General features: G+C 53.4%; 21 protein-coding genes, 1 tRNA gene and 1 other RNA gene. 12 read left to right on the top strand and 11 right to left on the bottom strand.

What is annotated here, in order from left to right:
• Positions 1 to 193: 193 nt before the first annotated feature.
• Together PLIM_RS03665 and hemW are read right to left on the bottom strand one after the other, a co-directional pair.
• A complete protein-coding gene (locus tag PLIM_RS03665) occupies positions 194 to 1,399 on the bottom strand; it encodes a linear amide C-N hydrolase (protein ID WP_013108968.1) in 1,206 nt (401 codons plus the stop codon).
• A 219-nt stretch (positions 1,400 to 1,618) separates the two neighbouring features.
• Positions 1,619 to 2,752, bottom strand: a complete 1,134-nt coding sequence (hemW, locus tag PLIM_RS03670) for a radical SAM family heme chaperone HemW (protein WP_041402840.1) — start codon at positions 2,750 to 2,752, stop codon at positions 1,619 to 1,621.
• A 172-nt stretch (positions 2,753 to 2,924) separates the two neighbouring features.
• On the opposite strand from hemW, the gene ffs reads away from it, so the two are divergent.
• From ffs to rpoN, 5 genes are all read left to right on the top strand, one after another.
• An RNA gene (gene ffs, locus PLIM_RS23460) (signal recognition particle sRNA small type) lies at positions 2,925 to 3,021 on the top strand.
• A 263-nt stretch (positions 3,022 to 3,284) separates the two neighbouring features.
• Positions 3,285 to 5,333: a DNA polymerase III subunit gamma/tau gene (gene dnaX / locus PLIM_RS23575; protein WP_013108970.1), complete on the top strand. Its 2,049-nt coding sequence runs from the start codon at positions 3,285 to 3,287 to the stop codon at positions 5,331 to 5,333.
• A 74-nt stretch (positions 5,334 to 5,407) separates the two neighbouring features.
• Positions 5,408 to 5,749 carry a YbaB/EbfC family nucleoid-associated protein gene (locus PLIM_RS03685; protein WP_013108971.1) on the top strand — a complete coding sequence of 114 codons (342 nt, stop codon included), beginning with the start codon at positions 5,408 to 5,410 and terminating at the stop codon, positions 5,747 to 5,749.
• A 93-nt stretch (positions 5,750 to 5,842) separates the two neighbouring features.
• Positions 5,843 to 6,466 carry a recombination mediator RecR gene (gene recR, locus PLIM_RS03690; RefSeq protein ID WP_013108972.1) on the top strand — a complete coding sequence of 208 codons (624 nt, stop codon included), beginning with the start codon at positions 5,843 to 5,845 and terminating at the stop codon, positions 6,464 to 6,466.
• 389 nt (positions 6,467 to 6,855) lie between these two features.
• The gene (gene rpoN / locus PLIM_RS03695; protein WP_013108973.1) at positions 6,856 to 8,343 is read left to right on the top strand and encodes an RNA polymerase factor sigma-54; all 1,488 of its coding nucleotides are present in this window, start codon (positions 6,856 to 6,858) and stop codon (positions 8,341 to 8,343) included.
• Positions 8,344 to 8,615: 272 nt separating this feature from the next.
• On the opposite strand, the gene PLIM_RS03700 is transcribed toward rpoN, so the two are convergent.
• From PLIM_RS03700 to PLIM_RS03710, 3 genes are all read right to left on the bottom strand, one after another.
• Positions 8,616 to 8,942: a hypothetical protein gene (locus PLIM_RS03700; protein ID WP_013108974.1), complete on the bottom strand. Its 327-nt coding sequence runs from the start codon at positions 8,940 to 8,942 to the stop codon at positions 8,616 to 8,618.
• Between the two features lie 126 nt (positions 8,943 to 9,068).
• Entirely contained in the window at positions 9,069 to 10,118 is a 1,050-nt protein-coding gene (locus tag PLIM_RS03705; RefSeq protein WP_041402846.1) for a DUF1559 domain-containing protein, read from the bottom strand.
• Between the two features lie 325 nt (positions 10,119 to 10,443).
• The gene (locus tag PLIM_RS03710; RefSeq protein ID WP_041401071.1) at positions 10,444 to 11,184 is read right to left on the bottom strand and encodes a hypothetical protein; all 741 of its coding nucleotides are present in this window, start codon (positions 11,182 to 11,184) and stop codon (positions 10,444 to 10,446) included.
• Positions 11,185 to 11,794: 610 nt separating this feature from the next.
• Between PLIM_RS03710 and PLIM_RS03715 the strand changes: the two genes are divergently transcribed.
• Together PLIM_RS03715 and PLIM_RS03720 are read left to right on the top strand one after the other, a co-directional pair.
• The gene (locus PLIM_RS03715) at positions 11,795 to 12,196 is read left to right on the top strand and encodes a hypothetical protein (protein WP_013108977.1); all 402 of its coding nucleotides are present in this window, start codon (positions 11,795 to 11,797) and stop codon (positions 12,194 to 12,196) included.
• Between the two features lie 487 nt (positions 12,197 to 12,683).
• Positions 12,684 to 13,238: an RNA polymerase sigma factor gene (locus tag PLIM_RS03720; RefSeq protein WP_013108978.1), complete on the top strand. Its 555-nt coding sequence runs from the start codon at positions 12,684 to 12,686 to the stop codon at positions 13,236 to 13,238.
• A 237-nt stretch (positions 13,239 to 13,475) separates the two neighbouring features.
• Here PLIM_RS03720 and PLIM_RS03725 read toward each other — a convergent pair whose 3' ends face one another.
• Together PLIM_RS03725 and PLIM_RS03730 are read right to left on the bottom strand one after the other, a co-directional pair.
• The gene (locus tag PLIM_RS03725) at positions 13,476 to 14,825 is read right to left on the bottom strand and encodes a sigma-54-dependent transcriptional regulator (RefSeq protein WP_013108979.1); all 1,350 of its coding nucleotides are present in this window, start codon (positions 14,823 to 14,825) and stop codon (positions 13,476 to 13,478) included.
• Between the two features lie 84 nt (positions 14,826 to 14,909).
• Positions 14,910 to 15,866: an aldose 1-epimerase gene (locus tag PLIM_RS03730; protein ID WP_013108980.1), complete on the bottom strand. Its 957-nt coding sequence runs from the start codon at positions 15,864 to 15,866 to the stop codon at positions 14,910 to 14,912.
• 278 nt (positions 15,867 to 16,144) lie between these two features.
• Here PLIM_RS03730 and PLIM_RS03740 point away from each other — a divergent pair, with 278 nt between their 5' ends.
• A complete protein-coding gene (locus tag PLIM_RS03740) occupies positions 16,145 to 17,236 on the top strand; it encodes a hypothetical protein (RefSeq protein WP_013108982.1) in 1,092 nt (363 codons plus the stop codon).
• Positions 17,237 to 17,252: 16 nt separating this feature from the next.
• Here PLIM_RS03740 and PLIM_RS03745 read toward each other — a convergent pair whose 3' ends face one another.
• Complete coding sequence (locus PLIM_RS03745) at positions 17,253 to 17,561, bottom strand: hypothetical protein (protein ID WP_013108983.1); 309 nt, start codon at positions 17,559 to 17,561, stop codon at positions 17,253 to 17,255.
• A gap of 59 nt (positions 17,562 to 17,620) precedes the next feature.
• On the bottom strand, positions 17,621 to 19,351 hold the full coding sequence (locus tag PLIM_RS03750) for a sulfatase family protein (RefSeq protein WP_013108984.1): 1,731 nt from the start codon (positions 19,349 to 19,351) through the stop codon (positions 17,621 to 17,623).
• Positions 19,352 to 19,664: 313 nt separating this feature from the next.
• On the opposite strand from PLIM_RS03750, the gene PLIM_RS03755 reads away from it, so the two are divergent.
• On the top strand, positions 19,665 to 20,120 hold the full coding sequence (locus PLIM_RS03755; protein ID WP_013108985.1) for a MarR family winged helix-turn-helix transcriptional regulator: 456 nt from the start codon (positions 19,665 to 19,667) through the stop codon (positions 20,118 to 20,120).
• A 32-nt stretch (positions 20,121 to 20,152) separates the two neighbouring features.
• Positions 20,153 to 21,010 (top strand): alpha/beta hydrolase, encoded by an 858-nt coding sequence (locus PLIM_RS03760; RefSeq protein WP_013108986.1) that lies wholly within the window; start codon positions 20,153 to 20,155, stop codon positions 21,008 to 21,010.
• A gap of 513 nt (positions 21,011 to 21,523) precedes the next feature.
• Here PLIM_RS03760 and PLIM_RS03765 read toward each other — a convergent pair.
• A complete protein-coding gene (locus tag PLIM_RS03765; RefSeq protein WP_013108988.1) occupies positions 21,524 to 22,060 on the bottom strand; it encodes a hypothetical protein in 537 nt (178 codons plus the stop codon).
• A 204-nt stretch (positions 22,061 to 22,264) separates the two neighbouring features.
• The gene (locus PLIM_RS03770) at positions 22,265 to 23,257 is read right to left on the bottom strand and encodes a hypothetical protein (protein WP_013108989.1); all 993 of its coding nucleotides are present in this window, start codon (positions 23,255 to 23,257) and stop codon (positions 22,265 to 22,267) included.
• A gap of 291 nt (positions 23,258 to 23,548) precedes the next feature.
• On the opposite strand from PLIM_RS03770, the gene PLIM_RS03780 reads away from it, so the two are divergent.
• Both PLIM_RS03780 and PLIM_RS03785 read left to right on the top strand, forming a co-directional pair.
• On the top strand, positions 23,549 to 24,322 hold the full coding sequence (locus tag PLIM_RS03780) for a YceH family protein (RefSeq protein ID WP_013108990.1): 774 nt from the start codon (positions 23,549 to 23,551) through the stop codon (positions 24,320 to 24,322).
• 113 nt (positions 24,323 to 24,435) lie between these two features.
• Positions 24,436 to 24,517, top strand: a tRNA-Leu gene (locus tag PLIM_RS03785).
• The last annotated feature ends 88 nt before the right edge of the window (positions 24,518 to 24,605 follow it).

A 24,605-nucleotide genomic window follows, 5' to 3' on the forward strand; every position in this document is an offset into this window, starting at 1 on the left:
GGCGTAGCATGTCTCCCAGCCCAGTAGGTTATGCGGGACTCTAACTTAGTAGGTATTTGCGGAGCCAAGAGCTTCGGTATCAAAGAGCTTTGCGAGCGAGGAGATCAGGTATAGTGTCAGGACTTCATCCACCCATCCAGAAAACGCGCAGCTGACGACCTTTAACGAGGCGGTATTTGATTCATAATAGCACTCACGGAGCAATCAAATTGGCTGGGCGTCGGAAGATTCGCTGGCGGCGGGTGGTTTCGGCGTTCTGAACGATCTTAACAGGCACTATAGCTGGCGAGATGCTCGAAACTTTTTGAGCGGGTGCGGTGAGTTCCTGGATTTTCTGCTCACCTTTCATAGAGTAGACCACCATCTCTGTTCCATCTAGCGGCCCCTTCATGAGGTCCACCATGCGGATTTCGCTGTTCTCAAATGTGCGGAAGTAGAATCGCTTGTTCGTCAGATCATTTCCGCTCGTCCACAACGTGTAATCTGCAACTTCTTCACCATTTTCGAGTGACCTTGCTGACCCTTTGGGGATATCAAACTGATTCAAAAGATGAAAGAGTTGCAGCACCCCTTCGCGACTGGTCTGGACGGGAAGTGCTGTTTTCGAGAAGGCGACAGCCCGCACGAACCGCGAAGGAGGCGTGAAGTCGCCAGGCAATCCCAGCATGCCGCTTCCCATGCCGAGCGATTTCACCTGCTGTTCACCTAACTTAACAGAGGTCTTTCCCAGTGGATCCAGGTTGAGATAGTTACTCAAATTCGTGACGTGCCAGTCGAACGTCGGAGCGTTGGTGAAGACTCCGAGCTTATTATCGTGAATCTTGAGCTCTCCACCGACGTACTCGACGGCAATGGCCTGGCCGGTAGCATCCGTAAAAATGTAGTGGGCAGGAGGCACCATATTCATCTGCGGCAAGACTGTATTAGCCACCTTGACGCTGCGAATCGCCTTGGTGGCTTCTTCGATCGTACTGCAGGTTCCCAGTATGTAGGCCCCCACTTCCCAGGGAGCAATCGTCCGAGGGAGATCTTCTTGACTGATCGATTGATACTTGGCATAGCCCGGAAAGTAGAAGAGGCCGCAAGCGAGCCCCTTTTCGTTATGTCCATCCAGCAGCACGGGAAGCCCAAATGCATTGGCCCCCACCGAAGCGTACTTGCTTTTCCACTTGAGGCCCGGCGTTCCATCAGGTGTGGTCCCTGTATAGGCAAAGCCGCGGGGGATAATCACCACGTTCGACAACAGATCGGCACCAAACTCAAGAGTTCTGCCGTAAATGATCGATCCGTCTTTGGGTCTTAAGGTGATTCCGGTGCAGGCTGCCGCCGGTCGGGTAAAGATTGCCAGGCCCAGCAGCAATGCGAGCCCATACCTGGCACCGATACTCAAGTTCAACATCTTTAATGATTCCTCGTGCTGCCAGAAACAACTTTACTCGTCACTCTCGAACTCTTCCCTGCAAGTGGGCCTCCGTCCAATCGAAATGCTCGGCAGCAATTAAGATGCAGCCAGAGAAACGATCCTGATTCGCTACGGGCTACTTAGGCCGCAAAGTTTTCCATGGAGGCGTACTCTGTCAGTTGGCACCATCAGTGGACTCTCGGGAGACAGGCAAGGCTACAGGAACTCGGCCATGACTCGATTGGCCAGAAAAATTCCTTCGCTGGTCAATCGAATTCTCTTTTCATCAGCTGCCAACAGACCTTGCCTGACGAGTCGTTGAATGGTCTCAGCCGCAAATTCTTGCAGATCGATACCAAACCGATGCTGGAATTCTGCGTAATCCATGCCGCTCAAGCGGCGTAAACCCACGTAAAGAGCTTCGCGCATGGCATGCTCTTTCTCCAGAGTCTCCGCTTCGGCAATCACCGACGCTCCCTGCTCCATCCGCGATAAGTAGCCCAGCACACTGCGAGTATTGGTTCGCCGCGTTCCTTGCAGATAACTGGCTGCCCCCGGGCCAAAGGCGGCATAAGGCGAACCATTCCAGTACGCCAGATTGTGCTGACATTGATAGCCGGGGCGGGCGAAGTTCGAGAGTTCGTAATGCTCAAATCCTTCTTCCTGAAGCCTCTTTATGGCCAGTGCGTACATCTCCCGTTCGAGAGCTTCGTCAATCTCGGTCAGTTGTCCACGTCGCTTTCTGGTCGTGAAGGCCGTCCCTTCTTCAAAGGTGAGTCCATAGGTGGAAAGATGCGTGGGGCCGCAAGCAAGTGCCTGCTCCAGGTCATACTCCCAGTCGACCAGAGTTTGCCCGGGCACACCAAAAATCAGATCCAGTGAAACATTGGGGATCCGGGCCCGAATTCGCTGCACGATCTCGGGGATCTCTCCCCCTTGATGGTCGCGTTCGAGTGTCTGCAGATGTTTATTTTGGAATGATTGCACTCCCAGGCTGACTCGATTGCAGCCCGCACTGTGCAACACGTCGATCACTTCCTCTGTCATATCCAGAGGATTGGCTTCGATCGAAAATTCCCCACCATCGGCCAGTGGAAAACGTCTCGTCACCATCTTGAGAAGTTGCTCCAGTTCGACAATTGGCAAATGTGTGGGAGTTCCCCCGCCGAAAAAGACGGTCTGGACGACCAGTGGCTGATCATGGGCCTGCATTTCCCGCTCCAGCGCAGCCAGATACCTGGGAATAAGATCATCTCGCCCGGCCACCAGCGTAAAATCACAATAGCCGCAGCGATGTCGGCAAAACGGAACGTGGATGTAAACCGACTGAAAATTGTTCGTGTGCGTCATCGAATCCATGGGCCAGTTCAAAGGTCAAACTCATCCGTCAGAACACATTCCGACCGCATAGACAGTCTCCGTATGACTTACGAGTCGAAAGTCAGCCAGGCTGCCGGGCCGGTTCCTTGCAATCCTGAACACGAGACGATAACAACTATGCAGGAACAACGGGGGGTGAGAAGCTGCCTCCGACTGTGGTGAGGCCGTGTGAACCGGGTCAGGTCCGAAAGGAAGCAGCCCTAAGCAGCAGGTTTTCAGGTGCAGAAGGGGGCAGCTTTCCACCCCTTTTTTCGTTTGAAATCCGATTCCTGATGACTGTTGCGTGGTCTGTGCTTCAATTGTTCCTGAAGAGTCGGGTTCTTATGACGTCTGTTGACGGCTTCTCCTGGAATTCGCTCATCTGAGATGAAGATGGTGCAATCCATCTGAACTCCTTGCACCCTACCGCAGAAAAAGACATGCTTGCCCGGAGCTGCGGGTTTGGCACTGTGTTGCGAGCCTGGCACTGAGTTGCTGCCTTTTGTCATGTGGTGATTGACCGATGAATGTTGAGAATTATACCGTTCTGGCACGTCGATTCCGCCCGCAGACTTTCAGCGAAGTTGTGGGGCAGGATCGAATTGCCCAGACGCTGCGAAACGCCATTCTCGAAGGCCGCGTCGCTCACGCCTATTTGTTTACCGGTGCCCGGGGTGTGGGCAAAACCTCGATGGCGCGAATCTTCGCCAAGGCCCTCAATTGTCCGAATGCTGTCGAGGCTGTCCCTTGCAATACCTGTGAAATCTGTCGGGCGGTTTCCGCCGGGCAGGATGTTGATGTTTCTGAAATCGACGGAGCTTCGAACCGGGGGATTGACGATATCCGCACGTTGAGAGCGAATGTGAACGTCAAGTCGATGCGAACCCGCTACAAGGTTTACATCATCGACGAAGTTCACATGCTCACGAAGGAAGCCTTCAATGCGCTGCTCAAAACACTTGAAGAACCACCTCAAGGGGTGAAGTTTATCTTTTGCACGACTGAGCCGAACAAGCTTCCGGATACAATTCTTTCGCGTTGCCAGCGATTCGACTTCGGTACTGTCAACATCGAAAGTATCGGCGAACGGCTCCGGCAGATTGCCAACACCGAAGGCTTTCAGGTTGATGATGAAGCCATTGAACTTGTTTCCCGCAGAGCCAATGGTTCGATGCGCGACAGTCAGTCGCTATTTGATCAGGTACTGGCTTTTGGTCATCAGCATGTCACCGTCGCCGATGTGCATCGATTGCTGGGGACTGCCAGCGATGACCGGGTTATCGAGCTGGTACAGGCCTTGATTGACCGTCATGCCGCCCGTGCACTGGAGGCTCTTGATCAGGCGATTCTGGATGGCGTCCAGCTCGACGCCTTGACCGATCAATTGATTTCTTACCTGCGTGATCTGATGGTGACTGCTGCCGGAGTCAAAGGCATCGCTCTCCTGGGGGCGACTGAATCATCCCGGTCGAGAGTCGAAACACAGGCGGAAGCCTGGGGGTTGAAAACGATCTCCGCAGCCCTGCAGATTCTGGCTGAAGCCAAGATCAAGATGGCCCGCGCCACCTGGGGGCGAGCACTCACCGAACTGGCACTTGTCCGTATCACGCTCCTCGAAGATCTCAGCCGCCTCGATGAGTTGATTGCCCGGTTCCAAGGGAAGTCAATTCCCGCCACGTCCAGTTCAGGACGCCTGGCGACCGACCGGCCCATGAACTCTTCTCCACGGGTTTTGCCACCACCTGTGGCCATCATTCAGGGTTCTCCAGAATCTCGCGATTTGCCGGACGTTCAAGAATCACAGCCTGAGTTTCAATCGCAGACTGAGCCTCAGCACCATCAACACGCAACGGCGAACACATCGAATGCAACCGTTGTCCCAGTAAGTTCTGACGCGACCGTTTCCGTAGATTCTTCCGCTGAAGCCTCCAGTATCAGCACTTCGCTCGCAGAGCCTGAATTGGTTTTTCAACCGGGGAATGAAGCGACTCTGCTAGAATACTTGCGTACCAAAAATACTGATTTGACTGGTATTCACCTTCAGCGAGCCACGCATTGTCAGATCACGGGCCCCACCCAACTGGAAATTGTCATTTCAGCGAATCATCGCTTCGAGCAGCAGTGTCTCGAACAGCCGAACATTGTGAGTAAGCTCGAACAGCAACTGCGAACCGCAACGGGAACATCCATTCGTCTGCGCTTCACGACCGGCTCTGCCCACGAATCCAGCGAATCCAATCCGCTCATACATTCAGAGTCTCCATCATCAAAAGATAACCCTGCCAGTTCCCCCAATGGTCAGCTGGCGGATGGCAACGGGGGTGTCGCTCAGCCTGAAACTTCTCTCAATTCGAGAGTGGAACGGCAACCTCTTCCTCATCCTTCAGTGACAGAAACGCCAGCGATTCGGCCAGCCAGCCGCACTGTTGAAGATCCAGAGGACAGATTCGTCCAGTCGATTGGAGCGGCTTTTGGCATTGATTGCTGGCGCGTGCATGAGCGTGAGCGGATTGTCTCCGTGGAGATCGAAGAGAATTCCGACACGACTGCGGATTCCAGCTCCGACGACTAGAATTAAGTATCGAGGAATCCTCAATTCTCATCACAACGATGCATGTTTCATAATTTTGACCCGGGAGAGCGGCAATGTTTGGACAAATGGCTGGCCTCGCTGCCAATTTGTGGTCAATGCGAAGTCAGATGGGAGAGATGGCGGCCAAGTTTCAGCGTCTGCAAACTGACCTGGCGAATCTCCGCTTCTCGGCGACCTCAGGCCCCGTTCAGGTCGAAGTGAATGGCTTGCTGCACATGACGAATTGCGAAGTTCAGCCCGGCTATCGTGAAGTGGATATTGCCCGTTGCACCATCGAGGCCACCAACGAGGCGATGAAGCAGGCACAGGCGGCTGCTGCCAAAGAAACACAATCGGCATTGGGCGATCTTTCCATGCTTCAAGGATTACTCGGTGGGAAACTTCCCTCCCCATAAGTGAGCCCCAGAAGTCGAATTCATACAGAGCCAACCCTTCATCGACAGCAGCAGCACCAGTAGCAGAACTTCAAGTAAGGACTAAGGAGAGTCATGCCCCGTGCCATTGAACCGAATCATCATGCGTATGGCCGACATGTCGGTCTGCTTGTTCAGCAACTGGCGGCTCTCCCGGGGATTGGGCAGAAGTCGGCGGAGCGGCTGGCACAGCATCTTCTCGATTGCTCTGAGGAAGAAGCGGCTGCTCTTGCCCATGCCATTCTGGATGTTCGCCGCACAATTCGTCGATGTTCGGTCTGCCACAATCTGACTGAGCAGGAAACTTGCGACATCTGCCTCGATTCAAGGCGGGATCAGGGATTGGTCTGCATTGTGGAGCAACCTCGAGACCTTCTGGCGCTGGAGGCCACCGGAACCTTTGGGGGCGTCTACCATGTGCTCGGTGGCCGCATTGCACCACTGAGTGGTGTGGGCCCCGATGATTTGAACCTCGCCACGCTCATCCGCCGTGTTAAAGCCGGGAAGATTCGCGAACTGGTAATGGCCACGAATCCCACTCTCGAAGGGGATGGAACCGCCCTGTACATAGTGAATCTTCTGGCCGATGAACCGGTCAAAATCACTCGTCTGGCACGCGGGATCGCCACCGGCAGTGTACTGGAATTTGCCAATCGCGAGATGCTTTCGGATGCTCTCAAGGGCCGCCAGAGCTTTTAAGGAATCCTCATCGCTGCAGGATTTTCAATGAATTTCGTAAATTCTCTCGGCCCATGCTGGATCATTGCACAATAGAGCGTTTCCAGTCACGAATTCTGGGCGCAATCCCAGTTTGAACTTGTACAAATTCCGCAAAATTCCGTTGGAATTGGCACAACGTCAAGAATTTCCGTCTCTGGGACAAAACTTACAGCAAATCATACGCCAAAGCTGAATAATCAGGGTACATTCTCTGTGAAGACAGCCTCGCATCTGCTTATACTGGCTAACGTAGTTTCTAAGTCACGCTCCGAAAGAGTGCAATAGACGGCATCTGAGCGAATTCTGGCGCTCGTGAACAATCCGGATTTCGTTTACCTGATTTGCTGATTTTTCCACCGGGATCACTTATGCAGCTTAATCTCGGTCAACATATGAAGATGAGCCAGCAAATGCGGCTGGCTCCGCGCATGATCCAATCGATGGAGATCCTGCAACTGCCGGTACTGGCATTGCAGGAACGCATCGAGCAGGAACTGGCTGAAAACGTCTGTCTCGAGATGCGCCTCGACGAACCCGATGCTCCCGGCAAGCTCGCCGAAATGGAATTGGCCCGCGAAGAAGCCTTTGAAACCCCCATTTCTGCCAAAGAAATGGCAGGCAAAGATGAAGCGAATGGCGAGGCCGCCTTCGAGAGGCTTCTGGAAATCTCCCAGGACTGGCCGGAAGACAACTACACGTCCGGCAGTAAGCCCTCTTCGAATCGGATCGATGAAGCTGGTGATCGCGCTCACGACATGATTGCGAATATCACCGAAAAGCCGCAGTCACTTCACGACCACCTCCTCGATCAGTTCAGTTACTTCACAGTTCCGCGAGAAATTCGCGATTTTGGCGAATTTCTGATTCAGAACCTCGATCATCACGGCAGGCTGCAGAGTCCGCTCAACGATCTGATTCAGCTCTATGGTCGGCACGTTCGCCTCGAAGATGCCCAGCAGGCATTGAGCCTCATTCAAAAGCTCGAACCCGCAGGTGTCGGTGCCCGCGACGCCAAAGAGTGCCTGCTCTTACAACTCAACGAAGACACCCCTTTTCGAGATGTACTGGCAGTGCTCATCACCCAGCATCTGGAAGACCTCGCGCAGAACCGATTGCCACTGATCGAACGAAAAACAGGGTACTCGCTGAATCTCATCAAAGAAGCCCTCAAAGAGCTTCAAAAGCTGAATCCGTACCCGGGGGCTGAGTTCGAAAGTCGGCCCAATCAGACTGTCTCACCCGATCTTTATCTGGAACAGGATGAGAACGGCAAGTACGTCGTGCGCCTCGAAGATGAGTACACGCCCAGGCTGCGGATCAGCAAGCGTTACATTGAGATGATGCGGCAGGGAGCATCCGATCCCACCACGCGCGAATACATCAAACGCAAGGTGGAATCAGCCAAGTGGCTGATTGAATCGATCGAACAGCGACACAACACACTCAAGCGCGTGGCTCAGGCCATTGTTGATCATCAGATCGAATTCCTCGAAAAAGGCCCGGAGTTTATTTCGCCTCTCAAAATGCAGCAGATTGCGGATATCGTCAAAGTCCACGTCACGACCGTCTCGCGTGCTGTCGATGACAAGTGGATCCAGACACCACGGGGACTGTTTCCACTCAAAAGGTTCTTTGGAGGCGGTACGACAACGGCCGAAGGGGAAGAGGTTGCCTGGCACATCATCCGCCTTAAACTCAAAGAGATTGTTGATGGTGAGAACAAAGATGACCCATTGAGCGATGATGCTCTGGTCGAAGAACTCGCCAAGCACGGCTTCAACCTCGCCCGCCGCACGGTGACCAAGTACCGCAAAGCGCTGAACATACCTTCAAGCCGCCAGCGCCGCTCGTATTAGGCCATAGAACTCGTTCTGATCTCGTTCAGTAGACGGAATGAATTGCTGGGTATCTTCAGTGAACCAGGCTCGTCCTCACAGCGGTGGCCTCATCGCACAATCAGCGTGTGCTCAGCAGTCCTCTCATCAAAAATAAAACCCGGCAGTCACTTTGAAGAGTGGCCACCGGGTTGATGAAAACTTTGGTTCATTGTCTACATGCGGGCCAGGTTAGAAGCGCTGGTCTGCGGAACGAACATTTTGACGATAGACTTGCGGAACTCAGCCAGACTTTAAGCGGCGGGCTTGGGCGTTTCCACAATTTTGAGCATCTCACCAGCGATCTGCTTGCGGTTCTCCGCATTGCCAGCCTTTTCCAGCCGACTGAATTGTTTCTTCAGTTCTTCAGCTCCTTCGAACTTCTCACCGGCCAGCTTCTCGATCGAGTATTTGATTCCTTCCAGCGCACTCCCACCGTCCCCGGTCTGGGCAATCGATCCCAGGTCTCGCTTGAGACCATCCAGTGAATAGACGGGTAAAGCCGGGCGGTCATTGCCACAACCGGCTACCCAAACAGAGACGGAAAGAACCAAGGCCATCTGCAGCAGTCGCGACATCATCTCTGACTCACCTTACGATTCATGTAGTTTCATTTGCGACACAGAAGGCAGATCTATCAAAACCCACTTTGGGCAAAGCGAATCTTGAGGATCTATCATGGTACCTCAATGCTGATTCAGGAGAGCTTAAAACTCACCCAGGGTATTTCCATCAGCCCGTGCTCCTGCACGCTGCCATGTTGTGTTATCCACATTCTCGCTCACAAACTTGACAGCACCATCCGCCATCAGAGCATGTACACCGCCGGTATGTCGGCTGCGGGCTGCCCAGACTCCCATATTGTCTGTAGCCGAGCAGGTTGTGCAGGCGTTGACGCAGTTCGGCAGATTGGAATTCGGTGTCAGAATCGTGTTGAACAGCGTCTGGTTCGCGATCCCATTCGTCCAGCGGATGCCCTCGCCTCCCGAATCATCCACATATCCCACCGATGCCGCCAGGCAACTATCGGTGAACGTCTTCTGATCTGCGACCGACATAAATGTCTGCGGAATCGATCCCAATGAACCGCCACGCTTCGTTGCGGCTCTCGAATTGGTGCTCAGTGGAGTACTGTCCGGCCTGGCAATAATCTGCTCGCTCATAGCCACGGTATTTGAGGTACCGTCCGTGACATCGCGGATCGCCACGCTCACCCGTGTGTTGAACAGTCCGATCTGTATTGCATCGGTGTTCGCGGTCGTATGGCTGCCCCAATAGACACTGGGGCCTGCTGAACCAACATAATTGTTCCCGCCACCGATTGCCGAGTTATCTGTCCCCAGATCGGAGGGGCACAAAAACGCGGCAATAATGCGCTGGCAGGCCTGGCCATTGACTCCACTGTCGGATGCCAATCCAAAATTCAGCGTGTTGTACAGTGGGCCCTGATCAATGTATGGCAAAATCATCATGTGGGCACTGCGGCCACGATAAGGGTTCGGATCCTGAATCGTTCCGCCACCCGTCTGCGACTGATAATTCCCCCGCGGAAACATCAGGTAATTGTCGTGATAATTGTGCAGTGCCAGACCTAACTGCTTAAGATTGTTGCGGCACTGTGTCCTGCGTGCGGCCTCTCGAGCCTGTTGCACGGCTGGTAATAGCAAGGCAATCAAAATGGCGATGATCGCAATCACCACCAGTAGCTCAATCAGCGTAAACCCTCTTGATGAAATACGTTTTGAAGAAATCCGCATGCTCCACCCCACCAGATGTGTACTTTTTATGAATTCAAAAAATTGCATCATGTGATCGTAACATCATATTATGCACAAATACTTGTGTAAACATATTATCGCGCTGTCAAGTCTCATGGCCAGTTGATTGTTCACATTTCTGTTCAGACTTGGCCTGTCGGTCTGAATTCTGGTGAATTTCAATCAATTCAAAAGTTGCATCGATACATTCTTCTTTTGGAAACGAAAAAAGGCTGTCTCCACCGCGAGGGCAGGACAGCCTTTTTTCATGAGTCAACAAAGTTCTTCAGATCATGTGAGCATCTGAGTTGAACTAAACCAGGGTTTAATGGGCGGGAGTCCAGACAGGACTGCCAGGAGCTGTTGGTCTGGCCTGAACTGGTTGCAGGAACTGCACTGGCTGAATCGTGGTTGGTTGAACGGTGGTTGCTGGAACAGGTGCTGCTTGAGGCATGGCCGCTTCAAAGCTGACTGTCTGCAAAGGTGTGGGCCCAGAAGCCTGCACAGTCGCCATTGGGCTGCCGACTGGTGTTGGCCCCTGAATGATCACGCCTGGCAGCCGCTGAAACTCTTCATAAGAGACTTGTTGCGGCTGCATCTGTGCAAACTGGCTTTGTGGAGTGCTCATTCGCTGGCTCGAATTGAATTCGGGAATTGGCATCGGGGTCATCGGAGACATCGGAGCAGGAGTTGTCACTGGGGGCACAGGTGGTACGGGTGCCATTTGGCTGGCTGCCGGCGCACTCGGCATGTAATTGGCGCCCACACTGGCGGCAGAGCCGCATGATGAACAGCCACCGGTATCGCCGCCGAGGAGGAAGCCACCAGCGCCACCACATCCGCAATCATCAGTCGGAGTTGCCATGCCGCAGCAATCGCTGCCACCTAAACCAAAGCCACCGCATTTTCGGGCAGCACGCTTGGCTCGCCAGTGCTGAACTTTTCTTTGGAACCAGGTGCTGTGTCCGCAGCCAGCAATCACAGCTTCACAAGGATCCGGGGTGCAGGGATTCACGCAGGCGTATTGCCGCGGGCAGCAACAGCCGGCGGCAAACATAATGGCCATTGCAGCCATTCCAAGGGAAAGTAGCGACTTCATGTCATGTCCTTGTGAGATGCAGTTGCGGAGGGGTTCGAGGCGGGATTTGTGAAAACAGGCAAGACAGGAGATCTGCAGGTCAATCTCCCTGTGAGGCATTGCACCCCACAATCAGGTTATCGGCATGATGATTGGGCAAACTTTGACGCTTTAGTCTTTTTTCCAGATTTTTTTTGAGATTTTCTCAGGCTTGCGCTAAAGTCTGACACCACCACAGGTTCAACAATCGCAAGCTCTTTCACAATCGGCCTGAGAATGTTGAATCCGGGCGTTTTTGGAAAATTTCCATTTTTTCGAGTTTTCCGTGCGAACCTCAACAGCCATGATTGCGTCATAGTCTGCGTGGCGATAATGCATTCGTAATCACTGGGATTGTTGAAACATCTCTTGATGTTTTCTGTACAGATCGCCAGTATTCATTGGGCTTTGTGAAAGCCTAAGGTTAACGAGTGTGTTTCTTGATGGGCTTGCCGAGTGGCACCCACCACACATGATTGAGTGATCAGGAAAGAACCGAAACAGCTTTACAGTTCGATTCCAAAAAGGAAGCTGCGGCAAGTCCGCAGGGGGTTTAACGATGAACCAGTTCAACGGCATTGCTATTGCAAACACCACGACCATTGTCGCCGCAAACATTGCGACAGTCGCCGCCGCCGCTCTGGGTCATCGTGGATCGACACGTCTTGATAATTCGTTACTCAAGATGTCGAAACGATCACCCCATCACGAAGAGTCGTTTTCCACGGTGAATGAATCACCCTGTTATCTGCGTAGTTATCGACCCAGCGAGGTCGTAGTACGTCAGGTACAGGTTGTACAGCCGGGGCAAGGAAACGACTTGTGCTGCGTCAGTGATCCGCAAGTCTCCGTCTGGATGATGCCAGTCAGCTTTTGGCTGAATTGGCTTTCAGGCGGCAGATGGCAGGCTTTCGGTGCAATAAGCACCGGTTTTGGCCTGCAGCCTGTTTGTGCTGGCTAATTGCCAGTTCAAGCACAGCGGTCGTCTGCAACGGAAGATTTCTCCAGTTTGGCTGGCGAAGTCTTTATCACAGGTCAACTCAAGCAGAGTTCCTTCGTCGCAGGCCGATCCGCAACGGATGACTGAATCGAGTTCCCCTGCGGTTGATCTGAAGCTTTCGCTTCATCAGCCGTAAAGGTTCTCGATGCAGGGAGTGGCAAATGGAAAACCTCCTTTTGACCACATTGGGCATTTCTCACAGGGTTGTTTCCCTGGGGATCTGCAAATGACTTCCTGAATTTCCTGCTTGTTTTCTGGCGGCATCGTCAGGCAAAGCACCTCCTGCTCAGCGGATGGCGTTCTACGAGTGAACTCGGCAGATGTCCCCTCCTCGCGATCAGTCCCATGGCTTTGTCTCGACCGCATCAAAACAGCAGAACAGTGATATCTGCCTGAGCCACGGTGGCCTTTATGCCCGAGGGTGAATGCAGGTTGGGATCGAATAAATATGGTTGATGAATTGGAATTGTTGCAGTTAGTGGAATTGGCTCAATCAGGTGACCGGCAGGCTTTCGGTGTGCTCGCCCGGCAGTTCGAATCGACGATTTTCGCGATTGCTTTGCGGCGATTGCGAAATCGGACTGAAGCTGCCGAGCTGACACAGGATGTCCTGGTTCAGGCCATGCGGAAGCTGCCTCAGTTGCGGGAACCAGAACGGTTTGCCGGCTGGTTGCGGCGAATCACCGTGCGGATGGCCATCAACCGGGTAGTCCGTCGCCCGAAGGAAACGATCAGCAGCCCCGAAATCTTCGGAAACATCCGGGGCGAAGGTCGGTCTCCGCTGGAGCATGTTTTGAAGGGTGAAGCGGCGGGAGAGGTGAAGGCTGGGCTGCGAAAGCTGCGGGCATTGGATCGAGCCACGTTGTTGGCCTTTTACTTTGAAGGTCAATCACTGATCGAAATGAGCCAGCAGTTCCAGAGTCCGGTCGGCACTATCAAGCGCAGGCTCCACACAGCTCGTAACCGATTGAAGGATGTGCTCACACATCTTCAGCCGGCTTAAGTTCTGTGGAGGACGCCCCGCACATGTCCATCCGCAAAACTCTTGAACCGGCCGATTTATGGTGTTCAGTAACGACAGCCCGCGACATGAGCTCATGTCGCGGGCTGTTCTCATACACTTCATCAATTTGCTCTATGAATCATAAGTCAAGAGGTCATCATGTCGAAGAATTTGTCCCGACCCACACATCCTTTGAGAATCAACTCCCCACTTGACGAAGTGAAGTCCTGAGATTGGTTACAGATCAATCCCGAGTTCTTCGATCTTTCGGTAGAGGCTCGACAGGCCCAGTTTGAGTCGTTTTGCCGCTTCTCGTTTGTCGGGGCAAAGCTTTAGAACTCGAAGAATATGCATCTTCTCGTAGTGACGAATCGCTGTTCGCAGATCATCGGTATCAGGCAGTGGTTGAGAGATTCCCACGAGATCTGGTGGCAGGTCTTTGGGCGTAATCTGCGTTGAATCACAGAGCATAACCGCCCGTTGAATGGCATTATCGAGCTGCCGGACATTCCCTTTCCAGTTCGCAGTCAGCAACAGGCGGATCGTTTCACTGGTGGCACTGGTCACGCGGCGATTCATCACTTTGCTGTGGCGGGCGATAAAAAAATCGACCAGTTCCGGGATATCGTCGAGCCGGTCTCGAAGTGGAGGAATAAGCAACTTCACTCCGTCCAGCCGGTAGAACAGATCGTCCTGAAAGCGTCCTTCAGCAATCTCCTGTGCCAGGTCGCGCGACGACGACGCGATGATACGGCAGTGAATTTTGGCGGCATCAGCGCTTCCTAACGGGAGTACCTCACTGTATTCCATAGCTCGCACGAGTTTGGCCTGCATGGCTAGTGGCAGCAGAGTGATTTCATCCAGGTAGACAGTGCCGCTCTCCGCAGACCGAAACGCTCCCGATTGTTCACCACTCCCTGGAATTGTTCCCGCCGCTGCTCCAAAGAGCTGGCTCTCAAGCATTTCAATCGGGCGCATACCGCAATGAATCGCCAGAAACCGCTCGTCTTTTTTGGGCCCCCACTTATGGATCATGCGGGCAAATAGTTCTTTCCCGGTACCGGATTCACCCACCAGCAGCACATTGGCATTGGCTAAAGCCACTTTTCGGGCAGAATCCTGAACTTCGCGCAGAATCGTGCTGGAACCGACAATCTCATCGCCATCATCCCGGCGGGCTAACTCGCGCCTTAGGATCTGGTTTTCGAGATACAGATCGCGGTATTGAAACAGTCTGGCCAGCTTATTGGCGAGATCATCGAAGATCACCGGCTTGACGAGATAATCAAAAGCCCCGGACTTAAACGCTTCGACCGCATTCTCGACTGTGGCGTAGGCCGTGATGATCAAGCCGGAAACTCCGGGCGTAATCTGCTGCAGCTTGCGGAGCAGCGCCAGACCATCACCATCCGGGAGCTGAACATCACAGACCGCAACTTGAAACTCACGTTCTCGAGCCAGCTTCAAAGCCGTGGCCACATTGGGGGCCGCCATGGCCTGATAGCCTTCATCCGTCAGAAACTCCAGCAGCGATGTCCGGATGATCTCTTCGTCTTCAACGATCAGCACACTGCGGGTGTATTTCATGTGGCCGTCTTTGTCACAGCAACTGGTCATCTGGTATGAAAAGCTCACTGAAATTCAGAGTTTTCGCAACCTGTCAAAAACCCCTTAAGCAATCACTTTGGAGACGCTGATATCAACCCATGTATGAAATTCAGCATCTGGAGCCAGAACTCGTAGACCGGCTGATAACCCCTGACTCTCCAGATTAATGGCATCAGTGGGGCAGGTATAAGGTTCTATACAGATTGAAGGTCGCCCTGCTGGAGTATAGACCACCACATCGCGAAAGATCGGTGGGCAGGTCTGCACCACTTGCAGGCCGGCAGCTTCGTCAATGAGCGTCATATCGAACTGCGGGCCGTCATAATCGAGCGAAGTGAAAATGTCGTCGAGCTTCAAAGTCGAGACATATTCACCACTTTGGAAGTCCAGCTCGTTCTGAATGGCGTCGATCTTCCCTGTGGGCAGACTCTCCACCAGTTCAAACTGCTGAGTGACAGGGAGTTCAATCACGCAGTCTTCCCACCGACCCCGGGCAGAAAGTGGCAGGCGAAAGTAAGGATGCGTTCCCAAGCCCCACGGGATGGGTCTGGAACCAACATTGGTAATCCGGAAATTCGCACGCAGCCGGTTATGAATGAGTTCGTAATCGACGCACAGCAGGAAATCACCCGGCCAGAGGCTCATGCGATCAGGAGCATCGACACTTAACTGGAATTCGCCGGTCACAAAATCATTCCCATGAGCCGTCACACGCCAAGGACGGTCGTAAACAAATCCGTGGATGGCATTCTTTCCCTGCGAGTTCAGAGGGAGCTGATAATCCTGGCCTGCCCAGCGGAAGTGACCACTGCGAATTCGATTCGGGAATGGAAAAAGGATCGGAATCCCACCGCTGGAAGGTTTCGCAGTCCCCAAGGCAAAATCTGCCGGTGCATCCAGCACTTCCACCGGCTGCCCGTCAATCACGGCTGTGAATTGGAAGCAGTTGAACCCCAGGTCGGGAAGAATGGTGGCCTTGGCACCCGTCTGCTGATCAATGAGTTGGATTAAATTTGTCATGAAACGAAAGCTTTCGAAGGGGCTTTTGCATGGAAACGCAAATCCATCCCCTGCGGATCATAGGCAACTTGATAAACTCGGTGGAACGGATGATAACGACTTTTGTCCGCCGATACCTCTCTCTCGAGAAGGTCTTCACCATCTGGATCTTCACCATCTGGAGAAGTGCAGAGCAACGGCCCTGTGACATACCAACCTTTCATCAGCACCGAGAATCAACTCGTAACAAGCACCACTGATTTCCTTGTTTTTCGCTGACCTGGATCCTGGGATCATTGATGAACTTTCTGCAGATCGGAAACAAACTGTCAGGCTTAGAACAACGAAAACTGCGCTGGATTGGCCTGGATGAAGCGGGGCTGGGACCGAACCTGGGACCGCTCGTGATTACCGCCACGGTCTGGGAAACCCCCCTTGCCTGGTGGCCTTCCTCAACTCAAGGTCAAATTCCTCAGTGTCTGAATGCCGCATCGAACACATTCTGGGAAAGCCAAAGTAGCGCCATCACCCAGACGACTTCGCGTGAGGAGACACGCCTGCACATTGCCGATTCCAAAGCCGTCTACTCGACATCACGCGGCCTCGACTCACTGGCCGCATCTGTCAATGGGCTGCTGCATGTGTGGCATGCCGGCGCTGATTCTTCCTGCAAAAGCCTTCCGGCCAATATCGGAGAGCTGGTTGATCTGGTCGAACAATCGTCGCCCGCAAAACATCAAACAAGCGAAATCATCGAACCCTGGTTTGCTGACTTGAAGGCCATTCCATTACCAGGTCAACAGCTGACTTCAGTTCAGGAAAGTGCCATCTCGAATTGGCTCAATGTCTGCTGCGAGGCACAGATCGAGTTGACAGCGATTCATTCCCGAGTCGTCTTTACTCCGGAATTCAACTATCGAGTGAAGAGTACAGGCAATAAATCAACCGCAGTCTCAGAAATCGCCTTCGAATTAATGCAAAAAGCTGTTCAAGAAATACTGGCGAACGATCCCGCTGCGCCGATCCTTCTGCTGAGTGATCAGCATGGTGGCCGCAAAAACTACGAGGCTCTATTAGCCAATTACTTTCCAGATGCCTGGTGGAAGACTTTGCCTGCCACCGGTGAAGGTCGCTACTATCTGGCAGAAAATATTTTTGCGTCGTTTGCCCCCCGTAGTGAAAGCTATCTACCAGTCGCAGCAGCTTCTCTGGTATGTAAGTATCTACGCGAATGCTGTATGCACGCTTTTAATCACTGGTGGTTGCAGCAACTCCCAAAGATTAAACCCACTCAAGGTTATCCGCAGGATGCGCGACGTTTCCGTGCCGAAATCGTCGAGTATTGCCAGAAACATCAACTCGAAGAAGATCTCTGGTGGCGTTGCAAGTAGCTCTTGCTAACTCCTGTCAGCCATTCGTGCCGGGTGGTGTCCTGCGGAAGAGTGGCGAGATGGTTTGCCAGATTGTCGTAAAGCCTTGCCTCAGCCCTTGCCAGAGCCATTGAGTGGCAAAGCGCAGGTTGGCTCCCACAGACGATCGATCGTAAGCCACAAGATCAACCAGCAGCACCGCAATCCCGGCTCCGAGCATCATCTTCCAGAGCGGTGTATCTCCCGCCATGTATTCGATCAGTTTGATGATAAAGTCGGTCGCAGCAATCGCCAGCATGACAAAACCTGCCGATTGCAAAGGACGCTGTCGGACAGGCTCACTCATGACTCTCTCCTGGATTTCAACACTCCGACAATCTCACCGATAGAAAATCTATATCGTCTTTAGCGACCTTCATTCGTAAATGGCGGCTTATCAAACTTGTCTTTCGTCCCCGTCAGACGTGGATCACCGGTCGAAATCAATTCCTGCTCCATGCGTTCTCGCAACTCTCGAATGGTCGCCTTCACTTGAGGATCCTCTGCACTGGCACCGATGGCCAGATTTACCATCTGATGCGGATCGTTTTTCAAGTCGTAAAGTTCGACTTCTGGCCGCTGGTTAAACGAAAGAGTATAAGCCAGACCTGCCGAAGAGGGATTCATCACGATCCACGCTTTCGTAATCCCCGCATCCATATCCGCAAACGTCGCGCGTGTGTTTTCGGCCAGAACATTGAAATCCCATCCTGCTGGTGGAGTCGGTGCGCCATCGCCCATGGGTGAACGCTCGGGATGATAGTTTACTACCAGTAGATGCTCCGGCGTGCGTATTGCTCTTTGCGGATAAGGCAATCGTCCCGCACGGGCATTCTGCACATGCCGCTCACGACCAATCAGCACATGCGACCGCCGAGGATCAACATGCCCGGCAGCATCCGACTGCAGAATGGGGAGCAGACTTTTGGCAGTCATCACTTCAGGGACAGGGACACCCGCCATCTGCAAAATCGTAGGTGCCAGATCCGGGAGTGAAACCAGATCGTGAACAACTCTCGGTTCAGCAGTTGCATCTGGCTTTGCCAAGGCCAACCTTTTGATACCAGGGCCGCACATCGCCAGAGGAACCCGCGTACCAAAATCGTAGAGGTTGCACTTTCCATAGGGAAAGCCGGGGGGGCCGTGATCGCCGCTGATAATGAAGACGGTATTTTCCCACAGCCCCTTATCCTTGAGTTGCTGAATCAAGACTGCCACCTGGGCATCGAAGGCCTCGATCTCACCCAGATAGTCGGCTACATCCTCACGAACTTCGGGAACATCCGGGAAAAATGGAGGGAGTTGCCCCTTGAGAGAATCAGGGTTGATCCCCCACAGAGCTTGGCCCGAGCCACGCACCCAGAGCCTGTGGACATTGGTCGGGCCATACCAGTAACAGAAGGGCCGACCTTCCGGCCGGGCTTTGAGAAAATCGTCGAAGTTCCCCGAAGTTTCCGCCAGCAACTCCTCGCGGGCCGCTTCGATGGTAGAACCCTCACTCACCAGTTTGGTGGCTGTTTCAGAGAAATTGTTGATTCTCCGCCCACGCTGTTCATAAGCGAAGCGGCGTCCTCCATATGGAGCATCGGCCGGAGTCCCCGGACTCCAGACTTTGTACGATTTTCCAATATGATAGCCCGCTTCGTTCAACAGCAGCGGCCAGGCAGGGATGGCATCATCCCACTGAGCACCCACCAGAATGGCACCCATTCCCGTTCGCCAGAAATGCTGTCCAGAAAGCAACGAACTCCGGCAAGGAGTACACGAAGGGGCATTCACAAAGGCATGCGTAAAGAGCACACCATTTCGAGCCACTTCGTCAAACGCTGGTGTTTTGACAAATTGATGCAGCGCAATGGGATCTTTCCCTTGACCAGTTTCCTGATAAATCGACGCAATCCGGCCCCAATCATCGGCGAAAGCAAAGACAAAATTGGGCCGGCTGGCAGCTTGTGGATCAGCCCCCAGAACTGGAGCAGCTGTCAAACAGGCGAAGCCAGCCAGCACCAGCCATAACCTTCCGAAAATTGATTCCGGTTTCTCGGGACTGCCCTCTCGAATCTGGCAACCACGATGGGGAAAAATCTGATCCATCATCTTGTTGTTCCATAACTCTCTGCGGCCAAAGCAGACATTCAGGGCTGTTCCAGAGTAGCCCGCCCCAATCGTCACTCGCCTTAGCTTGCTGGTGAAAAACTCAATAGCCAGTCTGCCGCCCCGAGTTCTTTGACGCAATCTTCGTCTCGACGAATACGATCAGTCGGTGCTCTCAAACGGAGGCCACGGTCGATTTTTTCCAGCCACCTGTGCCGGCTCATCCCAATCACCGGACAGAAAAAAATTCTTGCGATCATGATGCTCAGCCGCTAATTTCGTGCGTATACGTATGAAAACCGTGGAGACTGATCGGATGAAGACCGCCAGAGACCAGCTGCCTATGGTGCTGCGTGCCGCTTATCTGGCACTCCATCGGCAATCAGATCATCGCTTTGCCGAATATGGTGTCACAGCCGATCAGTTTGTCCTCCTCGCCACATTGCATCGCGGCGAAGCTCTTACCCAGCGCGAACTGGCGCGGCGGATGCCCTCAGATCCCAGTACTGTCCGGGCCATGCTGGTGCTGCTCGAAAAGCAGGGGTTGATTCAAAGAAAAACTCATCCCACCGATGCTCGTGCCAGAACCGTCGCACTGACTCCGCAGGGTGAGAAATTGTTTCAAAAGCTCTGGCAGGCTGGTGAACCCATCCGCAAGCAAATTCAGAACTCACTTCCCCCCGGCACAATTCAGGATCTCGTCCGGCTGCTTCAATGTGTGGCCACTGGTCTGAATACTGACCTCCATACAGACCTTGAAACGGTCACTTGACACACTTTCCCCGGCTCTCCAGAGGATGCGTTATGAACATGTTAACTTGGCGATATCTGGCTCTGACTCTGCTCACGGTATTCGCGATCTCTGCGAATTCAACAGCCGATGAAACCAGGCTCACCGCTCCTCCAGAAGGCTACGATGTGCGGCGGGAAGGGATTGAGCACGGGAAGATCGAACTCATCGAATACGATTCGAAAACGGTGGGCGTCAAACGCAAAGCTCGCGTCTATACGCCTCCCGGGTACTCCTCCGAAAAAAAATACCCCGTGCTCTATCTGCTCCACGGTATCGGTGGAGATGAGAATGAGTGGTATCGCCAGGGCACCCCCGAAGTGATTCTTGATAATCTCTACGCCGAGGGAAAACTGGTGCCCATGATTGTGGTGTTGCCCAATGGCCGGGCGGCTAAGGATGTCGGGCCACGAGATCCGATTCCAAAGCAATCACCCGCCTTTGCAGCTTTCGAACAGGATCTGCTCGACGATCTGATTCCGTGGATCGAAAAAGCCTATTCCGTCCAATCGGATCGAGAATCCCGAGCACTGGCCGGCTTGTCGATGGGTGGTGGTCAATCGTTGAACATTGGCCTGAAAAACCTCGATACCTTTGCGTGGGTCGGCGGCTTTTCGTCAGCTCCCAATACGAGACGACCTGCGGAACTGCTGGATGATCCCGCGGCAGCGAGGCAGAAGCTCAAGCTGCTTTACGTGGCCTGTGGCGATCAGGACAGCCTCTTTCGCATCAGCGAAGGTGTCCACAAAAAACTCGATGAAGAGAGTGTGCCTCATCTCTATCGAGTGATCCCGGGTGGTGCCCACGATTTCAAAGTCTGGAAGAGCGATCTCTACCACTTCGCCCAGCGGATTTTTCGTGCCCCCACCTGATAAATCCCTTGGCTGAAAGTCGGCACCGTTATGTACCGTCTGCTGGACAACCTGTGTGTCGTCTGGGTGGCATTGCTGGCTCGCCCAGCGGTCGTTTCTGGTGAGCTTGCTGAGGGTCATCTATCGATGCCATTCGAGCTGAATCTCGGGCCAAATGGCATCTTTGGCAGTTGAAAACCTTCGGAAATCCGTGTCATGCTTGCGGCTCTGAGCAAGCGTGTGTTCTTTTCCTTCGGCGAACAATACCAAGCGCAAATCCGGCATCCTCACTCCGAGCCGTAAGCATTGCACGAAGAGTCTTTCTCTCTGCGTAAGCAACTTATGTAGAGTTTTGCACGGACTTTCTTGTGACTTTCGTCACCCAGACGTTCAAAGCCACGTCTGGGCCACCCTGCAGGATTTGGGGTCACGATGATCCCTCACAAAAGACTGTGGAGCATGCCTGCATCGATCCGCGGGTATGCTCCACAAAGACTGGCTCACTCGACGACGATCGTCTGCAACCCAGTTCAATCAGGCCGGGTGACTGGTCGAGGGAGTTGTGACCTGTGCTGCAGGAGTTGGGGGTGGGCCGTGTTTTTTGGGGTGAGGTGTAAAGTAGGCCACAATCACAATGCAGATGGCCATCCCCACAATCCCGACATAGAGCATCGGATTCACTTCAACATTATTAATGGTCAATGTCGCCACAATAGCACTGACGGAGACCGCCGTGCCGAAGACAATCGGCATCACAACCTGGGGCATTGCCATCCCCCCGGAGAACATGGCAATCGTCAACGACAGTGCACCAAACGCTCCGAGCGAACCGGCAATAAAGCCCCAGGTAGCCTGTCCGCCGTTGTAGGTGAACGTGGCCCCTGTGGCACGCATGGCGACAGCGCCGCCAATCACACCCCAGACGAGATAAGCCAGCCCGATCATCAGGTAAGGTTTGAACGGGCTTTTATCTCCCGGAAGTGCTTCTCGTGCTAAACCGACAGCTGGGCCATATGTGCCCCAGAACAAACCCGTCATCACAGCGAAAATGATAGGCAACAGCAGCTTCATGAGGATCATTCCTGGCGACAGTTGAGAGAAACAGTTGAGAGAATTCGAGAAGCTTCTCACAACCTGAAAAGCATCTCGCAACAGAGTCTGCACATGCATCATCGGTCAAGTTGCTCCATCAGGCAACCCTCCGCATGATAGTGAGCCCGAGTGGATTCGACATGCAAGTCGCCACAAAGAGGCTGCGAGAAAAGCTGTGTTCGATCAGGCAGCCTTGCGACGCTCATTGAAGAAGGGGCTCTTTTCTGGAGAGCTTGCCCCGGCAGCCACGCGATTTTGCCGATCACTCGCTGCACTATGGAGTTGCTGATGGCCACGACAACAGGCCGCCATTTCGGTGAGTAAGCCTTTCTCGACGTAATTCTCCCAATCACTCAGGCTGTGAGAAATCGGGGGAATCTGCAGCACCAGATGAGCATGATTTCGCTGGGAGGCGATTTCCAATCCCTGTGTCTTCAAAGGAGACAACGAAGTGGAGGGCTGTTGTCGATGTGCAGATTTCCGCCAGCCGCCCGCTGAGAAAAGGTCCCGCAAGCGTGGCTGTTCCTGCAGAATCTGGACATCCCCGGGAAAGCAGGTGAGATGACGAAGGTAACACTCCAGACCATGGTTCTCGGCTGAAGTTCCCTCTGCCGAAACTCCCTGTGTTGTAACTCGCTGTGTTGTAACTCGCTGTGTTGAAACTCGCTGTGTTGAAATCCCTAGCTGGGGAATCACAAAAAATCCCCCTGGAGCCAGTAGTGACAGCCACCCGGCGGTCTGCAGTCGCAACCGGCGCGAGAGCAGATTCTCTTCATTGATCGCGCGGGGCAGAACAATCAGATCGAATTTCTGGTGTTCGTCGAAATCGTCACAAAACAAGTGGTCATTGATCGCCCCGGAGTGTGGTGTCAAAGCAGAGTGCGGTGGCGTAAAACCTGGATGAGCCAGAACTGCAGGTGCCGGTTCCGTTGAAACGATTGGTCGAGGAGTTTTCTGATTGACCATACGGGAATAAGTGACTTCCCAACCGAGTTCTTCCAGGGCTTTGGCCCCAGCCGATTGATCGCCGGCATATGCGGGGTCGTTCGCAGAAACAAAGAGAGCCGACATTCCGAGGCGTATCCCGGTGCGACTCATGACATTCAGCACCCAGGCCTTGCATGTCGGCGGCAATGCAGCAGGCAAACGATTTGCAAATGGCCAGAACCTGGGCATGTTGCCTCCAGCGGCCCCATCGTTTCAGCCGGGCCTTGCACGTCTGCCTCAATCGATCTCGACAGATTTTCTCACTGGTTGTTGTCGAACATCGCCAAAGGGTCAAGGGGAGATTTCCACCTGCTGGAAACTCGTCAGGATCTTTGAAATCCTCGTGCGTTGGTGAGCAGACTGATGTTGGCAAGGGGGCAGAGGTTGCGTCAGAATACGTTCGCATCCACACGGGGAAAAAGGCGGCAATACTCAAAGAGCTTCAACTGATCAGTACATCCAGAGGACAGGGCTTTCGGCATGGACACCTCCCACACAGAAGTTTTTCCCCTCAAGTCGCTCTCCAGGAAGCAGCGTCGAGTTCTCGGCACGCTGATTGAGAAGGGAATTACGACGCCGGAACAGTATCCGCTGACTCTCAAGGCCACAGTCACTGGTTGCAATCAGAAGAATAATCGAGAGCCGATTTCCAACTACGAGGAAGACGCTGTCTATCAGGTGCTTGATGAACTTCGCGAGATGGGGCTGGTGGCGTTTATTCAGACCGAGACGGGTCGCACCGAGCGTTATCGGCACTATTGCCGCCAGAAGCTTTCCATCAGCGAGCCACAACTGGCCATACTCACGGAACTCCTGTTACGCGGTCGTCAGCAACTGGGAGAGTTGAGAACTCGCGCCAGCCGGATGTGTGCGATTGATTCTCAAGACGAGTTGAAGACACAACTGAAAGGTTTGTTAGATCGCCAGTGGATTCGTGCCAATGGCCCGCTCGACCGACGTGGCGTGGAGGTCGATCATAATCTTTACGCACCGGGTGAAAATCACGAACCGCTCGCACAACTCGCCGATGAACAGCCGACGACCTCGATCACTCACAAGTTTGAACCAGCCTCTCCGAGTGAAAGCGACCGCAATGGTACCCAGCAAGTGGTTGCTGCACATGCTCCGGGTTCGGTACTCAGTCGTCTCGAAGAGTCTCACGAAGAGATGAAAAGCCGCCTGAGTGCGCTGGAAGCACAGGTGTCGGCACTGAAGGACGCTCTTGACGATCTGCGGCGCCAATTGGGGGCCTGAGGCCAATTTTGGCGGCTTTTCGATAGCCTGCCGCGAACTTGCAGTTCCGTGAATTGCGAATCAAGTGATTTGGCAGGGCAAGAAAATTCAATTAGACTACTTCAGCCAGACTCGCGGGAGTGGCGGAATTGGCAGACGCGCCAGACTTAGGATCTGGTGCCGCAAGGCGTGTGGGTTCGAGTCCCTCCTCCCGCAATGATTGGTCTTACCAGCCGGATTCAGTCTCGCCGCAATTTTCCTGCCCACTCTCAAAAATTGTTATTGACGGCAAAAATCGTTATTG

This window comes from Planctopirus limnophila DSM 3776, from assembly GCF_000092105.1.
Lineage (GTDB): Bacteria > Planctomycetota > Planctomycetia > Planctomycetales > Planctomycetaceae > Planctopirus > Planctopirus limnophila.

What these genes read in the sequence shown, in the direction of transcription:
- PLIM_RS03665 (WP_013108968.1), bottom strand. Translation starts at nt 1,399, where the DNA reads ATGTTGAACTTGAGTATCGGTGCCAGGTATGGGCTCGCATTGCTGCTG.
- hemW (WP_041402840.1), bottom strand. Translation starts at nt 2,752, where the DNA reads ATGACGCACACGAACAATTTTCAGTCGGTTTACATCCACGTTCCGTTT.
- dnaX (WP_013108970.1), top strand. Translation starts at nt 3,285, where the DNA reads ATGAATGTTGAGAATTATACCGTTCTGGCACGTCGATTCCGCCCGCAG.
- PLIM_RS03685 (WP_013108971.1), top strand. Translation starts at nt 5,408, where the DNA reads ATGTTTGGACAAATGGCTGGCCTCGCTGCCAATTTGTGGTCAATGCGA.
- recR (WP_013108972.1), top strand. Translation starts at nt 5,843, where the DNA reads ATGCCCCGTGCCATTGAACCGAATCATCATGCGTATGGCCGACATGTC.
- rpoN (WP_013108973.1), top strand. Translation starts at nt 6,856, where the DNA reads ATGCAGCTTAATCTCGGTCAACATATGAAGATGAGCCAGCAAATGCGG.
- PLIM_RS03700 (WP_013108974.1), bottom strand. Translation starts at nt 8,942, where the DNA reads ATGATGTCGCGACTGCTGCAGATGGCCTTGGTTCTTTCCGTCTCTGTT.
- PLIM_RS03705 (WP_041402846.1), bottom strand. Translation starts at nt 10,118, where the DNA reads ATGCGGATTTCTTCAAAACGTATTTCATCAAGAGGGTTTACGCTGATT.
- PLIM_RS03710 (WP_041401071.1), bottom strand. Translation starts at nt 11,184, where the DNA reads ATGGCCATTATGTTTGCCGCCGGCTGTTGCTGCCCGCGGCAATACGCC.
- PLIM_RS03715 (WP_013108977.1), top strand. Translation starts at nt 11,795, where the DNA reads ATGAACCAGTTCAACGGCATTGCTATTGCAAACACCACGACCATTGTC.
- PLIM_RS03720 (WP_013108978.1), top strand. Translation starts at nt 12,684, where the DNA reads ATGGTTGATGAATTGGAATTGTTGCAGTTAGTGGAATTGGCTCAATCA.
- PLIM_RS03725 (WP_013108979.1), bottom strand. Translation starts at nt 14,825, where the DNA reads ATGAAATACACCCGCAGTGTGCTGATCGTTGAAGACGAAGAGATCATC.
- PLIM_RS03730 (WP_013108980.1), bottom strand. Translation starts at nt 15,866, where the DNA reads ATGACAAATTTAATCCAACTCATTGATCAGCAGACGGGTGCCAAGGCC.
- PLIM_RS03740 (WP_013108982.1), top strand. Translation starts at nt 16,145, where the DNA reads ATGAACTTTCTGCAGATCGGAAACAAACTGTCAGGCTTAGAACAACGA.
- PLIM_RS03745 (WP_013108983.1), bottom strand. Translation starts at nt 17,561, where the DNA reads ATGAGTGAGCCTGTCCGACAGCGTCCTTTGCAATCGGCAGGTTTTGTC.
- PLIM_RS03750 (WP_013108984.1), bottom strand. Translation starts at nt 19,351, where the DNA reads ATGATGGATCAGATTTTTCCCCATCGTGGTTGCCAGATTCGAGAGGGC.
- PLIM_RS03755 (WP_013108985.1), top strand. Translation starts at nt 19,665, where the DNA reads ATGAAGACCGCCAGAGACCAGCTGCCTATGGTGCTGCGTGCCGCTTAT.
- PLIM_RS03760 (WP_013108986.1), top strand. Translation starts at nt 20,153, where the DNA reads ATGAACATGTTAACTTGGCGATATCTGGCTCTGACTCTGCTCACGGTA.
- PLIM_RS03765 (WP_013108988.1), bottom strand. Translation starts at nt 22,060, where the DNA reads ATGAAGCTGCTGTTGCCTATCATTTTCGCTGTGATGACGGGTTTGTTC.
- PLIM_RS03770 (WP_013108989.1), bottom strand. Translation starts at nt 23,257, where the DNA reads ATGCCCAGGTTCTGGCCATTTGCAAATCGTTTGCCTGCTGCATTGCCG.
- PLIM_RS03780 (WP_013108990.1), top strand. Translation starts at nt 23,549, where the DNA reads ATGGACACCTCCCACACAGAAGTTTTTCCCCTCAAGTCGCTCTCCAGG.